Raw genomic sequence first — 13914 nt, forward strand, 5'->3', positions numbered from 1 at the left:
CCGCTCGTGCCGCTTTAGCGCGTGGTCAATTCCGCTGCGCGAGCGTCGCTGAGATAACCGGCCAGCCGAACCAGCATTGCATCGCACTCGCTCAGTTGCTGAACCGTGACGAACTCGTCCGGCTTGTGCCCCTGATCCATGCTGCCCGGCCCACAGACCACCGTGGGAATGCCTGCCTCATCGAACAAGCCACCCTCAGTGCCGAACGCCACGGTGCCGAACTCAGAGGAGCCGCTCAACAACGTCAACAAACGCGCCGCCTCGCTATTCGGCGAGGTGGCCAGTCCGGGGTACGCGCTCAGCGCTTGCAGATGAATGTCCGTGTCGGCTTGCACCGAGCGCATGGCCGGCAGCAGTTCAGTCTCGGCATAAGACCGCAGTTCGTCCGAGACCGCTTGCGCATCGAAGCCCGGCAGCGCACGCACTTCGAAATCGAACTCACATTCCGCCGGCACGATATTCAGCGCCCGGCCGCCTTTGATGAGGCCCGTCTGCACCGTCGTGAACGGCGGATCGAAACGCTGATCGTGATGTTCGGCCTGGGCCAGTTGCGCACCGATCTGTCCAAGCCGGCCGATCAGCCGCGCCGCGTATTCGATCGCGTTGACGCCATACGGCGCGTAAGCCGAGTGACACGCCGCGCCTTTCACCTGGCAGCGCATCGCGAGTTTGCCTTTGTGGCCCAGCACCGGTTTCATGCCGGTAGGCTCGCCGATCAAACACAGGCGCGGCTTGTGCGCACGCTTTGCCAGTTCGGCCAGCATTGGCCGTACGCCGAGGCAGCCCACTTCTTCATCGTAGGAGAACGCAAGGTGCACGGGCAACGTCGGCGGCTGATCGAGAAAAGCAGGCACGGCCGCCAGCACGGAGGCGATAAAGCCTTTCATGTCGGCGGTGCCGCGACCGTACAAACGGCCGTTGTTCTCCGTAAGTCGGAACGGCTCCACGGTCCACGCTTGCCCATCGACGGGTACGACATCGGTATGTCCTGACAGCACGATCCCACCGCGATTCTGTGGGCCGATGGTGGCGAACAGATTGGCCTTGGTGCGCTCCGGGTTGTAGAACAGTTCGCTCCGCACGCCGAGATCCGCGAGGTAATCGCGGATGAACGCGATCAGTTCCAGATTCGAATCCCGGCTCACCGTCGCGAAGCCGATCAGTTGTTCGAGCAGTGCGCGGCTGGACAGCTTATTCATCGCCCGGCACTCCGTAGCCTGGCGCCGCCGTTGGATTCAACGCGCGGGTCAGATAGTCCTGCATTTGCGGCCGATACGCTTGCCAGAGAGCGTCGAGCTTGCCGATCGGATCTTCATCCGCCCAGTCGATCCGCAAGTCGACAATCGGCCAGCTCACCTCGCCCACCACCTTGAGCGCCGCCGAATGCACCGGTCCGGCTTCGCCGCCGGCCGCCATCGCGGCATGCATGGCCGACAGCAGACGATCCGCGAGCATCCCCGACGAATGCTCGAACGCGTGGACCATCGCGTCGATCACTTCGCGATCCGCCAGCAGATTGCCCGCTGCAACACATTGCTTGCCGACCACGGCATTGTGGAGACCCAGCGCTTCGTCGCCGCTGAAAAACGCGGTACGTCCCTGGCTATCGATCACCGTCACCTGGCGATAGGCGCGCCACTCGTCGGCGCCGAGCGCACGGTCCAACGCCGCCGCCGGTTCGCCCTGTGGCGCTTCGAGGCCGTCGAGAATCCGCGGCCCGAGCGCGGGCAGCGTGATGTTCTGCGTCGCGACCGCGCCCACGCCCGCGCGCACCCACGGGCACCGCGCGCCGACCGCGATACTGGACGAACTGATGGCGATTCCAAGCTGCCCGGTGTCCGGACAGCGTCCAACGATCGAGAATGTCATGCCCTGCTCCTTAAGCCTGGTTCGCCTGCCAGCCGTCCGGGATCACCGCGATCACGTCGATTTCCATCAGCCACTGCGGCTGGCCCAACGCACTGACTACCAGGCCGGTGGAAATCGGGAACACGCCCTTCAGCCACTTGCCGACTTCCTGATAGACCGGTTCGCGATAACGCGGGTCGATCAGATACGTGGTCGTCTTGACGATGTGGGACAGGTCGCTGCCCGCTTCCAGCAGCAGTTGTTTGACGTTTTTCATCGCCTGTTCGGCCTGCGCCTGCGGATCGCCGAGGCCGATCAGTCGACCGTCGAAATCCGTGCCGACCTGGCCGCGCACATAGACGGTATTGCCCGCGCGAACGGCCTGGCAAAGATCGTTATCGAGCGACTGGTTCGGATACGTGTCTTTCGTGTTGAACATGCGGATGCGCGTATGAGTCGGCATTAATTCACTCCCAATTCGTTGACGTGTTGAACTCGCGATACGGCGGGCGAACTGGCCGGTGCTTCCTTGCGAGGCTGCGTTGTCTCGCGCTGAGAAGCGTCGCGATAGGACAGATATTTGCGCTGCGTGGCGATGTGGTCGGCGATATGTTTTGCGTCGTGCCACACGCCCCAGATGAACGTGGAGCCGCGACGCGACAGCCACGGCAAACCCAGAAAATAGACGCCGGGTTCGCTCGACACGCCGCGTTGATGCTGCGGCTTACCTTTGGCGTCGAACGCGTTGACGTGGAGCCAGTCGTAATCGACCGCGTAACCGGTCGCCCAAACGATCGAGGTCACGCCGGCCGCGGCCAGATCGAGTTCGAGAATGGGATCGCTCACGCAGGCCGGGTCCGCAAACGTGCGGCGCGCTTCCGGTTCTTCCGGCAGATCGAGGCCGTTGCGGGTGATATACGCGTCCGCGGCGTCCAGCAGCGACAGATAGTTCTCGTCGCCGCGTGCGAGGTTGGTCGTGAGATCGGCTTCGAATGTGACGCGAGCGTCGTCGAAGGTCTTCGTCAGACCGACTAGCGTCACGCCCTGATGCGCGAGCGCTCTGAAGTCGACGGTATGGCCGCCGCGCGCACCGCTTACCGCGATCGTCACGTGTTCCTTGCCCGGCCGCGCCGCTTCCTTGTCCCATTCGCCGAGCACGCCCAGCCACCAGCAGAAGTCGCGATTGCGATAGGCGCGCGGAGGACGGTCGTGCGGGCCAACCGACAGGTAAACCTGCCGCCCGGCGCGCTGCAGCTCATCCGCGATCTGCACGCCCGACGAGCCAGCGCCGACCACCAGAACACCGCCTTCGGGCAATTGCTGCGGATTGCGGTAATCCGCCGAATGAATCTGCGTGAGCGTGTCCGTTTGCGGCGCGATCGGCGGAATCACCGGGCGCTGGAACGGTCCGGTCGCCACCACCACGCGGCTGGCCTCGACCACGCCTATCGACGTTTCCACGGTGAAGCCCGGCCGCCCCGCATGGCGCGCCACACTCGTCACCTCCACGCCCGTGCGGATCGGTGCGTTGAACTTGCGGGCATACGCTTCGAAATAGTCGGCGACCCGCTCTTTCGGCGCGAACGCGTCCGGTTCGAGATCGTCGAATTCCAGACCGGGGAAGCGGTCGTGCCAGGCCGGACCGTTGGCGACCAGCGAATCCCACCGCCCCGTGCGCCAGCGTTCGGCAATGCGATCGCGCTCCAGCACGAGATGCGGCACACCGAGCTTGCTCAGGTGTTCACTCATCGCGACGCCGGCCTGACCGGCCCCCACCACCAGCGTATCGATCGAAATTTTTTCAGCAGTCATCGCTGTTTCCTTTTGAAAAGCGTTGGATGGCAAGCGCCGGCGCTGCCGTTGCGCTCAACCATGAAGAAAATGTACGCTGGCCGCCTGATTTGGAAAAACATATTTAAAAAATCCATAGCATCGTTTTTTTCTATGCAAGGCCTTTTTGTGTGGATCACAATGCAGCCAGTGGAACCCTGTTTGAGGAGAGAGACGGATGGAAAGCAATCCGCTGCGTTACTCGCTGCGCCAACTGCGATATTTCGTCGTGACGGCGGAAGCGCTGTCGTTCACCGCCGCGGCCAAACGCCTGCATATCTCGCAGCCGTCTATCTCGACGTCCCTGGCGGATCTCGAAGAATCGTTCGGCGTGCAGCTGTTCATTCGCCATCACGCGAGCGGTTTGTCGCTCACGCAGGCCGGCCGCGACCTGCTGGGTCACGCGCGCAATCTGCTGAAGAATGCCGAAGACCTGCAACTGGCCGCGAAGGAAATGGACGGCGGCATGACCGGCACCATCGCGCTCGGTTGCCTCGTTTCGCTGGCGCCGCCGCTGATGCCCGGCATCATCAGCCGTTTCGTGCAGGACCATGCGGGCATTGCGTTCCACACCGTGGAGGCGCATCAGGACACGTTGCTGAACGGCCTGAACGATGGCTCGCTCGACATTGCGCTGACGTATAGCCTCGATATCACCGAGGGCATTACCTTCACGCCGCTGCTGTCGTTGCCGCCGTATGTGATCCTGCCGAAGACGCACCGGCTCGCGCGCGCCCGCAAGGTGTCGCTCGAAGAGCTGTTGTCCGAGCCTTATGTGATGCTGGATCTGCCGCACAGCCGCGAGTATTTTTCAGCGTTGTTCGACGCGGTCGGCAGCCGTCCCGTCGCCGCGTTCCGCTCGTCGCAGCCGGAAGTGGTGCGCGGCATGGTGGCGAATGGGCTGGGTTACAGCATCCTCAATTTCCCGCTCAAATCGAACCGCACCGTGGATGGCGAAGACTTCGTGATCAAGCGCTTCAAAGACGACGTCAACGCCACCACGCTCGGCATTGCGCAATCCAATGCGATGAAGCCGCGTCAGGTGGTGCGACGCTTCTCGACGTTCTGCGAGTCGTATATCCGGCGGCTGCATATTGAGCGGTGATTGAGCGGCGCGAATTCGGCAAGACTGTGCCTCGGAATGAAAAAAAGCAGCGACGAATTGTTCGTCGCTGCTTTCTTGCAGGGTATGCTCTGGATCGATCAGTGAACCGTTACGCTCGCCTGATTCTGACGCCGACGATACGCGGTGTCCCGCGTGGCGAGCCAGTAGTAAAGCGGCGTCGTGACGATAATGCCCACCAGCCAGGACAGATCCGCGCCGTCCAGGTGCGCCGAGAACGAGCCCACATATATCGGCGTGTTCATGAACGGAATCTGCACGGCGATGCCGACAGCGTAGGCGATCAGCGCCTGCATGTTGAAGCGTCCATAGATGCCGCCGTCCACGCGGAAAATCGAATCGACGTCGTATTTGCCCTTGTGAATCACATAGAAGTCGATCAGGTTGATCGCAGTCCACGGCACGAGCACCACGAGCAACGCGAGCACCAGGTCGACGAAGTGGCCGACAAAGTCTTTCGACGCGCCCACCGCCGCAAAACAGCAGGCCGCCATGATGATCAGGGACAGCACGGCGCGCGCCTTGACGGTCGGAATCCACTTATACGCAAAGGTCTGCAGCGACGTAATCACCGACAGCACCGCGCCGTACAGATTGAGTGCGTTGTGGCTGATCACGCTCAGCAGGAACAGAACCAGCATGAAAGGACCGATTGCACCGGTCGACAGCTTCACGGCGTCCATCGTATCGACGCCGGGAGGCACGGCAAGCACCGCCACCGCACCGAACACGAACGCCAGCGACGAGCCCAGCGTGCAGCCGAGGTAGGTCGCCCAGAACGTGCGGGCCACACCGACGTTGGCCGGCAGGTAACGCGAATAGTCGGACACGTACGGCGCAAACGCGATTTGCCAGAGCGCCGACAGCGACACCGTGGCCAGCCAGCCGGCGATATTAAAGCCGCCGCGCGTCAGGAAATCGGCGGTCGTCACGTGGGTCGCGATATACGTGAAGCCGATCACGATACCGATACCCAACACCCACGTGCCGATCCTGTTGAGAATGTGAATGAACCGGTAGCCGATGATGCCGATCAGTCCCGACCCCACCGCGCCGACCAGAATGCCGACCGGCACCGGGATCGTCGACTCGATACCATGCAGCGACTTGCCCGCCAGCACGATATTCGACGCGAAGAAACCGACATACATCACGCCGGCGATCACCGTGACGAGCAGCGCGCCCCACGAGCCGAACTGCGCCCGGCTTTGTATCATCTGCGGAATACCCATCTGCGGCCCTTGCGCGGAATGCAGCGCCATCAGCACGCCGCCAATCGCCTGACCGACCAGAATCGCAATGACACCCCAGAACAGGTTGAGGTGGTAAATCTGCACGCCGAGCGCGCCCGTGACGATCGGCAACGGAGCGATGTTGCCTCCGAACCAGAGCGTGAACAGGTCGCGCACCTTTCCGTGTCGTTCCTCGTGCGGAACGTAACCGATGGTGTGTTTCTCGATCAGTGGAACCGCACTGCGGCTGTCGGCCATATCACCCTCCCTTTCCTTCGTTGTTGCGCGGTGGCGCTCGATAAGTTGCGACCAGGGCGTTGACGTCGCGTGGCAGACAGGCCTTCGCCCCTGCCTGTGCCCCATGTGTCAATTCAATTTACTGAGGCCATATTTCTTTGACCAACACTGTTTACCGATGCCTTGCATAGATTTTTTCGATGCAGAAGGTGGTACGGCGTGGTGCGCAAGGGGGGTGTCGGCGATACCGGTATCGCGGGTGGTCTTGTTAGGACAGGTGCGCCACGGAAGAATGCCGGAGGCCCTGGCAGTCTGCGCGCCAGGCGAAAACAGCGGACAGTGTCTCGCAACAATGCACCTTCACGGGGAACAGGCCATGCGGATTTCCTTTTTGCACACCATCGGGAGCAACCGGCAGGTATTCGAACGGGCGGCGAAAGATCTTGGATTGCCCACGGATAAATTTCATCACGAAGTGAGAGCGGATCTGCGTGAGTCGGTCGAACAGGCGGGGAGGCTTACGGACGATTTGAAAGTACGGGTACACGGTTGCCTGCTGAAGTTAGCGGCTCATTCCGATGCGGTCGTTTTAACTTGCGCGACGCTCGGCCCCGCGGTAGCAGACCTCGGGGATTCGCCCGCGCCCGTTCTCCGGGCGGATACCGCATTGGCGTCGGCGGCGACGAAGGCAGGTGGCAGCATTACTGTATTGTGCGCAGCCGAATCGGCCATCGAATCGAACCGCCGGTTGTTCACTGACCACGCGAGCAAAAGTAATGCGTCGGTGACGGTCGTTCATCTCCCGCACGTCTGGACGCATTTCAAAAACGGCGATCATGACGCGTGCCACGCTGCGATTGCATCCTCCGCGCAGGAAGCATATGAAGGCGGCGCCACCGTTGTCGCGTTCGCGCATCCGTGGATGGCGCCCGCCGCGAACCTGGTCGACAAAGCGCGACGGCCGCTAGATAGCCCGCATGTCGTTCTCGATTTCGTCATGCGACTGCGCTACGAACGTTCGTAGCACATCCAGAACATGAGCGCTCGCCGCGAAAAGCGCCCATTCAGGAGGGGCAGAAATGAAAATAATGCGCGGCTATTCACGCATTTGCACGGCATCGGGAATGCGAGTGGACAACAGGGCCTTCTCCGAAAATAATGGTGCTGAAGCTCACACACTATTCGAACAAGGAAATGACCCCATGAGTGCAGCCAATCTATTGCTCAAGATGTTCCGCTACCAGACCTGGGCAAATAAGGAATTGCTAGACTCCATGCAGGGGCTCGACGCCGCGCATCATGCCGAGGAAAGACATATCGCCCTTCGGCTGATGAATCATTGTCTGGTGGTGGAAAAGATATTCGCCGCTCATCTGGCGGGTGACCGTCATGGTTTCGCTGCAGACAACACGCCGGACACCCCTTCATTGGACGCGCTGCGTGCGGAATTGTCGGCGATAGACAACTGGTATCTGGACTATGCGAGAACCGTCACGCCCGACATGCTGTCCCAATCGATTCCTTTTTCATTTACCGACGGCGATAGCGGAACCATGACCCGCGAAGAGATGCTGACCCACGTGGTTATCCACGGCGGCTATCACCGCGGCGAAGTGGGACGGGTCATGAAGCAGGTATCGGCCAGCTCGCCGCAGAGTTTGCAGTTGCCGTGGGATACCTATGCGGTTCATCTTCATCGCAGCGAGCCTTCGCGCAGGCTGCATGACGTGGTAGCGGAAAAATGATCGAAGCGTCGCGCGCAAAGATTGGCGCGACGCTATTGCGCTATTGCGCTTATTCCGGCGTACCCTGAGCCGGATCGACTTCCGCGAATTGCGGCTTGGTGGCCTTGATATCGCGCGTATTCTTCTGCACGGCAACCGAGCCGAACAACGCAAGAATAAACGCCATACCGTAGAAGCCTTTTTCGCTCAGCGCCAACGTGGCGTTGAACAGCCCCGCTCCCAGCAGCAGGATGGACAACAGAAGCGAAACCCAGCACAGGCCGTAGTAAATCGCTGTAACAGGAATGCCTTCTACGCGATCGCGCACGCTCTTTTGCAGTGAAATCGCCGCGAACAAACCAAACACGAGCACTGTGAAGTAATACCCTTTCTCGTTGAGTTGCATGTTGGCATTCCACAGGCCGAGCAGAAACGCGCAGAATCCGGCCAGCAATGCCCCCCATGAAGCGGCAATGAATGCGAAAGACGGCTGTTGCGTGGAACGGTCCATAAAAACTCTCCTTTTGTCGATTAATTTGTTCGAAGGGTAACGCGATTTAGACGCGACAGCAAAAAAATATTGATTCAGCATGAGAAAAACCGGTTACCACGTTTAGTTCATGGCTATTGCTCCGGGCTATTACTTATTACCGCTCCCGGTCATTGTCAAAACCGCAGGCGCCGTTTCAACAGCGTCGCTCACCATCCGCAAATGCGGGCTTCGAAGCAAACTCGCTGGCGTCACGGTGGGCCGGTGCCAAGGAATCCGGCCGAAATACCAGAGCCGCCAGAATCCCAGCTTCGGATCGGGATGACGGCGCAGCAGCGTCGCGAAGGTCTCCACCTCGCCGAGTTGAATACTTGTCGCGTCGAAAACGACTTCACGAACAAAGCGCGAACAGAACTGCCCTCGCGAATTCAGATTGAAACCCGTGTCGTAGAACGCGCCCATTCGGCTCGTCACTGCGTCGATCAGTTTGTGACGATGGGTGTCGTCGAGCGGCGTGGCGAGTCTCGCGATCGTGTAGCGCCCGTGTTCGGAGCGTTTGACGAAGCGTGTCATCGGCGTGGTCCGCGCTAGAGGAAAGGTGCTTTCCGCAATCAGAGGATCGTCGCCGCGATCGTCGATAACGATACCCACGTGATTCGTCCAGGAGTTCGTGGCGCTGGCTACTTCAAGGAACGGCCGCGCAGTGACGCGGATGAAAACCAGATCGCCAACGCGCAATTGGGCCGGCGATGTTGCGTCCGCTTGTCTCGACATGCTGATCTCCTCGCTTGTTCAATGGAGCGCAGTATGCAAGCCGGTCGCAAATATCGCATCTTCTACCTGAAAAATTGCTTAGACTGATACTTTTGGTATCGGAATTCAATACCCTTATGACCGAGACGCGTCAGCTCATTGCAACGATCAAGCAGCAACTCAAAGCGGCGGGATTGACCTATCGCCACGTCGCACTCGCGCTCGATTTATCGGAACCCAGCGTCAAGCGTCTGTTTGCGGGGGAGAGTCTGTCGGTGGAGCGCCTCGTGCAAATCTGCGATCTGCTCGGCGTCACGCTGATCGAATTACTGCAGGAGGCGGAGTCGTCGATTCCGCGCCTGCATGTACTCACGCGTGAACAGGAGGCGCAGCTCGTCTCGAATGAGAAGCTGCTGCTCGTGGCGATCTGTGCGCTGAGTCACTGGTCGCTGGAAGACATCGTGTCCGCTTACCGGTTGTCGAAAGCCGAGTGCATCAAACATCTTCTCGTGCTTGACCGCATGGGAATTGCGGATCTGAAGCCGGGAAACCGGATCCGCTTGCTGGTAGCGCGAGATTTCGACTGGCTGCAGGACGGCCCGATCCGGCATCTGTTTCTGGAACAGGGCCTGCCCGATTTCATGGAGAGCCGCTTCGACGTACCGGACGAGTCCATGGACTTCGCTCATGGCATGTTGACCGAGGCGGCCTACGCTCAACTGCAAGTGGAAATGCGAAAGTTGCGCGGCAAACTGGCCGCGCTTCACAACGAATCGTCGGCCGCCCCGTTGACGGAAAAGCGCGGCACTGCCCTGCTTCTGGCAATGCGCGTGTGGGAACCTGAAGTATTCAGAAAGCTCCGGCGGGCGGCGTGACGCCCAGCGGTGGGGAACGCCTAAGTTCTCTTTGAAGAATGGATGCGCCTACAACCGTTCGATCATCAGATTCAGGTTCTGTACGGCAGCGCCCGACGCGCCCTTGCCGAGATTGTCGAACACCGCGGCAAGCAGCACCTGACCGTGCTCCTCGTTGGCGAATACCGTCAGGCGCATGTCGTTGGTGTCATTCAGCGCTTGCGGATCGAGGTGACTCAAAGCGCGCGATTCTTCCAGCGACGTAACCTGCACGTGAGTCGCTCCGGCATAGTGCCGCGCGAGACAATCGCGCAGCGTCGCGCCGTCCACGCCCGCGGCGAGCAGACGCAATTCGAGCGGCACAGTCAGCACGATGCCCTGCCGGAACGCACCATAAGCGGGAACAAAAAGCGGGCGATGCGCGAGCCCCGCGTGCTGCTGGATTTCCGGTGTGTGCTTGTGCGACAACGCCAGGCCGTAGGTCTGGAACGGCAATATCTGGGAAGCACCGGGTTTTTCGTGCGCCTCCACGGCGGCACGCCCGCCTCCCGAGTAGCCCGACACCGCTTGGATACCGAACGGGTAATCGCGCGGCACTAACCCCGCCTGCAACAACGGACGCAACAGCCCGATCGCCCCCGTCGGATAACAACCCGGATTCGTGACACGATGCGCGCCCGCAATGCGCTCCGCCTGCCCTTGCGTCATCTCCGGAAAGCCATAGGTCCAGCCGTCCTGCGTGCGATGCGCGGAGCTCGCGTCGATCACCCTGACGGCGGGATTGGCGATCATCGAGACCGCCTCGCGCGCGGCGGCGTCGGGCAGACAGAGAATCGCGATGTCGCACGCGTTGAGCGCCTGCGCGCGATGCTGCGGATTCTTGCGTTCGGCTGCGGCAAGCGTGACCAGTTGCAGATCGGTCCGGCCGCGCAGACGCTCGTGAATCTGCAATCCGGTGGTGCCTTGGTCGCCATCGATGAAAACAAGGGGAGCGCTCATATCGGAAACTCTCGCGTGATCGGGGGAACGGTGAAATCAGGAACTGCTATCTTCCCCGTGAAGCTAGAATAGAGAAAGTTGAATTTCATGACGTTGATATTCAGTTTTTCTGAACGAGGAAAACCGCCATGCGAGAGATCAGTCTGGACCGCTTGCGCACGCTGGTGGCGATCGCCGAGCGCGGTTCCTTTGCGGAAGCGGCGCGCGCGTTGAACCTCGCGCCGCCCACCGTCAGCCTGCACATCGCGGAGCTGGAAAGCCGTATCGGCGCGCCGCTTCTGTCGCGCAAACGCGGGCAGGTGCGGCCGTCGGCCATAGGCGAGACGTTGGTGGAGAAAGCGCGTCGTCTGCTGGACGACGCGGAACGCACGCTCGAAGAGGTGCAGCGCCAGGTGCAGGGCCTCGCCGGTCGCGTGCGGCTGGGCGCGTCGACGGGCGCGATCGCGCATCTGTTGCCGCAGGCGCTCGAAGTACTGGGGCAGCAGCATGCCGGCATCGACGTTCAGGTTGCCGTGCTCACCTCGCAGGAAACGCTCACACGACTCGCGGACGGCTCGCTGGACGTGGGGCTGGTCGCGCTGCCGCAATCGCCCGTGGCGGGGCTCGTGATCAAACCGTGGCGCCGCGATCCGGTTATGGCCTTCGTGCCGGCTCAATGGCCGTGCCCGGCACGCGTCACGCCCGCCTGGCTCGCCGCTCAGCCGCTCATTCTCAACGACGCCACCACCCGCCTCTCACGCCTGACCGCCGAATGGTTCGCGAACGGCGGACAGCATCCGGCGCCGCGTATCGAGGTCAATTACAACGACGCGATCAAAAGTCTGGTGGCAGCAGGCTACGGCGCGGCGCTGTTACCTCATGAAGCCACCACGCCCTTGCTCGACACGCGTATCGTCATGCGTCCGCTGCGGCCCGCTTTGTGGCGCCAACTCGGCATTGCGCACCGCGCGGGACAGGTCGAGCGATCGACGCGACATGTACTCGACGTACTGTGGGATCTGCGGCTGAGATAGAGATTGAATGATATTTTTCATGGGTTGCGGCATTCAACGACATTCAGCGCGGCATGAATATCACGCATGTCGCTTACGGTTAATGTGCCCCGTCAGTACTGGTTTGTAATATGCCGTTTGCATTATGTAAAAGGGTCAGCTACAAACCGCTAATCGACGGCGTTACGCGAATCGGTGACAATCTAGCCTTTTACCGAACTGACCGACCACGCGCGCCATCGACATTTCGGCGATGTCAACCTGCGCGTGGCGAAAACCGAATTCAGAATATGATGGAAAGATTTAACTCCGCGGTACCGAATTCTCTCTTTCAGGAGTGGCAATAACGATGTACCCCGACGATGTACCCCGACGATGTACCCCGGACATTGTCTGAAATGGAAACAGGAATGAGCGCCGTCAGCAGCATCCCTACCGAAGTTGCAGTACCGCGCGATACAGCCGTGTTCGTGGCGCGTCAACCCATCATGGATCGGGGCGGCCGCGTCGTCGCTTACGAACTGCTTTTCAGGGACGGTCCCACGGGACCCGGTTGCATCGACGACGATTTGCGCTGCACGACGGCGGTGGTGCAGCGTGCGGTCGGGTCGATCGGTCTCGAACGTCTGGTTGGGAACAAGGCCGCCTTTCTCAACTGCCCGCACGACTTTCTGTTCTCCGACTACCCGAACGTCTTGCCGGCTTCCCGATTCGTGCTGGAGATTCTGGAGTCGGTCGAACTGACTTCGAATCTCGCACGACGTTGCAGCGAGTTGCGCGGCACGGGCTTCCAGATCGCGCTAGACGACGTGCGCGGCATGACCGACGAAATCCGCTGGTTTCTGCCGTCCGTGGATATCATCAAGATCGACTGGCCGTTCGTGGATCGCGGCGAATTGCCGGAACTGGTCGCCGAGTTCAAACGTGCCGGCAAGGTCGTGCTCGCCGAAAAGGTCGAAACCGTCGAGGACGCGGAACTGGCCCGGGAACTCGGTTGCGACCTGCTGCAGGGCTACTATTTTTCGAAGCCGCAGATCTTTTCCGGCAAGCGCGCCATGCCGCCGGTGAAGGCGATCCTTCGCGTGTTCGATCTGGTCGGCAGCGACGCGCCGTTGAGCAGTATTGCGCGGGCTTTGAAAGAAACGCCCATGCTGGTCGCGCAACTGCTGCGACTTGCCAATAGCAGCGAGCAACCCAATGGCAAGGCCGAGCGCATCTCGTCGCTGAAACAGGCCCTTTCCATTGCCGGCAGCCGCCGGCTGCTGCATTGGTGCGGGCTTCTGCTTTACGCCAATCGCGACGGTCTGCCTATCGACGACGATCCGCTTGTGCTGCTCGCGCAGCGGCGCGCGCATTTCATGGAGAAGGCAATCGACCTGCTGCCGGACGGGTCGCGTCCGCTGCTCGCTACGGCTTACCTCACCGGCATGCTGTCGCTACTGCATATCGCGTATCACATGGAGTTGCGCAACTTCGTCGACGAGTTGCCGGTTTCCGAATCGATTCGTGGGGCGATTCTCGACGGCGGTGGCGTGCTTGGAGAATTACTGCTGATTGCCGGGCATCTCGAACGTGGTGAGGGAGAAGCAGCGATTGGCGGATTGCGACGGCTGGCTGTTTCGGCGGAAGAGTCGAGGAAGATGATTGAGTGTTATTGAAGGTTGTGCGCGCTGGATCGGTGAAGCGATGGTTAGCATCGAAGGTACTTCACCATCAGAACTCCCGCAGCAGTTAAGTGTTGACACGCGTTGCAATTGCAAAGAAACTTGACTCCATGCTGACGCTCAACTTCTTCTCTTTCGCGATGTTCCGCCAAATGGCAGTCCGCTCGG

At 60.7% G+C, this 13914-nt stretch carries 14 protein-coding genes; 6 read left to right on the forward strand and 8 right to left on the reverse strand.

The genetic code is table 11. The features are described from left to right. Nucleotides 1–14 precede the first annotated feature (14 nt). The 4 genes from argE to GGD40_RS23630 are packed head-to-tail and all read right to left on the reverse strand — an operon-like array spanning nt 15 to nt 3660. Complete coding sequence (argE, locus tag GGD40_RS23615) at nt 15–1199, reverse strand: acetylornithine deacetylase (protein WP_179745283.1); 1185 nt, start codon at nt 1197–1199, stop codon at nt 15–17. Then, nucleotides 1192–1869 (reverse strand): DUF1028 domain-containing protein, encoded by a 678-nt coding sequence (locus tag GGD40_RS23620; RefSeq protein ID WP_179745284.1) that lies wholly within the window; start codon nt 1867–1869, stop codon nt 1192–1194. The genes argE and GGD40_RS23620 overlap by 8 nt, the downstream gene beginning before the upstream one ends. 10 nt (nt 1870–1879) lie before the next feature. Next, nucleotides 1880–2311, reverse strand: a complete 432-nt coding sequence (locus GGD40_RS23625; RefSeq protein ID WP_179745285.1) for a RidA family protein — start codon at nt 2309–2311, stop codon at nt 1880–1882. Continuing rightward, on the reverse strand, nt 2311–3660 hold the full coding sequence (locus GGD40_RS23630; RefSeq protein ID WP_179745286.1) for a flavin-containing monooxygenase: 1350 nt from the start codon (nt 3658–3660) through the stop codon (nt 2311–2313). The genes GGD40_RS23625 and GGD40_RS23630 overlap by 1 nt, the downstream gene beginning before the upstream one ends. Before the next feature lie 196 nt (nt 3661–3856). Between GGD40_RS23630 and GGD40_RS23635 the strand changes: the two genes are divergently transcribed. Beyond that, the gene (locus GGD40_RS23635; protein WP_179712556.1) at nt 3857–4783 is read left to right on the forward strand and encodes a LysR family transcriptional regulator; all 927 of its coding nucleotides are present in this window, start codon (nt 3857–3859) and stop codon (nt 4781–4783) included. Nucleotides 4784–4881: 98 nt separating this feature from the next. Here GGD40_RS23635 and GGD40_RS23640 read toward each other — a convergent pair whose 3' ends face one another. Next, nucleotides 4882–6291, reverse strand: coding sequence for a purine-cytosine permease family protein (locus GGD40_RS23640; RefSeq protein ID WP_179712554.1), 1410 nt, complete (start codon nt 6289–6291; stop codon nt 4882–4884). Nucleotides 6292–6646: 355 nt separating this feature from the next. Here GGD40_RS23640 and GGD40_RS23645 point away from each other — a divergent pair, with 355 nt between their 5' ends. Continuing rightward, nucleotides 6647–7294: an arylsulfatase gene (locus tag GGD40_RS23645; RefSeq protein ID WP_179745287.1), complete on the forward strand. Its 648-nt coding sequence runs from the start codon at nt 6647–6649 to the stop codon at nt 7292–7294. Between the two features lie 178 nt (nt 7295–7472). After that, a complete protein-coding gene (locus GGD40_RS23650; RefSeq protein ID WP_179712552.1) occupies nt 7473–8015 on the forward strand; it encodes a DinB family protein in 543 nt (180 codons plus the stop codon). A gap of 49 nt (nt 8016–8064) precedes the next feature. Here the strand turns inward: GGD40_RS23650 and yiaA are convergent, their stop codons facing one another. Both yiaA and GGD40_RS23660 read right to left on the reverse strand, forming a co-directional pair. Beyond that, nucleotides 8065–8505, reverse strand: a complete 441-nt coding sequence (yiaA, locus tag GGD40_RS23655; RefSeq protein ID WP_179713982.1) for an inner membrane protein YiaA — start codon at nt 8503–8505, stop codon at nt 8065–8067. 129 nt (nt 8506–8634) lie between these two features. Next, nucleotides 8635–9258 (reverse strand): YebB family permuted papain-like enzyme, encoded by a 624-nt coding sequence (locus GGD40_RS23660; protein ID WP_179745288.1) that lies wholly within the window; start codon nt 9256–9258, stop codon nt 8635–8637. A 116-nt stretch (nt 9259–9374) separates the two neighbouring features. Here GGD40_RS23660 and GGD40_RS23665 point away from each other — a divergent pair, with 116 nt between their 5' ends. Then, nucleotides 9375–10112 (forward strand): helix-turn-helix domain-containing protein, encoded by a 738-nt coding sequence (locus GGD40_RS23665; RefSeq protein WP_179713981.1) that lies wholly within the window; start codon nt 9375–9377, stop codon nt 10110–10112. Nucleotides 10113–10160: 48 nt separating this feature from the next. Here GGD40_RS23665 and argC read toward each other — a convergent pair whose 3' ends face one another. After that, nucleotides 10161–11090, reverse strand: a complete 930-nt coding sequence (argC, locus tag GGD40_RS23670) for an N-acetyl-gamma-glutamyl-phosphate reductase (protein ID WP_179745289.1) — start codon at nt 11088–11090, stop codon at nt 10161–10163. A 128-nt stretch (nt 11091–11218) separates the two neighbouring features. Between argC and GGD40_RS23675 the strand changes: the two genes are divergently transcribed. After that, nucleotides 11219–12103: a LysR family transcriptional regulator gene (locus tag GGD40_RS23675; protein ID WP_179745290.1), complete on the forward strand. Its 885-nt coding sequence runs from the start codon at nt 11219–11221 to the stop codon at nt 12101–12103. 389 nt (nt 12104–12492) lie between these two features. Beyond that, a complete protein-coding gene (locus tag GGD40_RS23680; protein WP_179745291.1) occupies nt 12493–13740 on the forward strand; it encodes an EAL and HDOD domain-containing protein in 1248 nt (415 codons plus the stop codon). Nucleotides 13741–13914: the final 174 nt, after the last annotated feature.

The organism is Paraburkholderia bryophila (assembly GCF_013409255.1).
GTDB lineage: Bacteria > Pseudomonadota > Gammaproteobacteria > Burkholderiales > Burkholderiaceae > Paraburkholderia.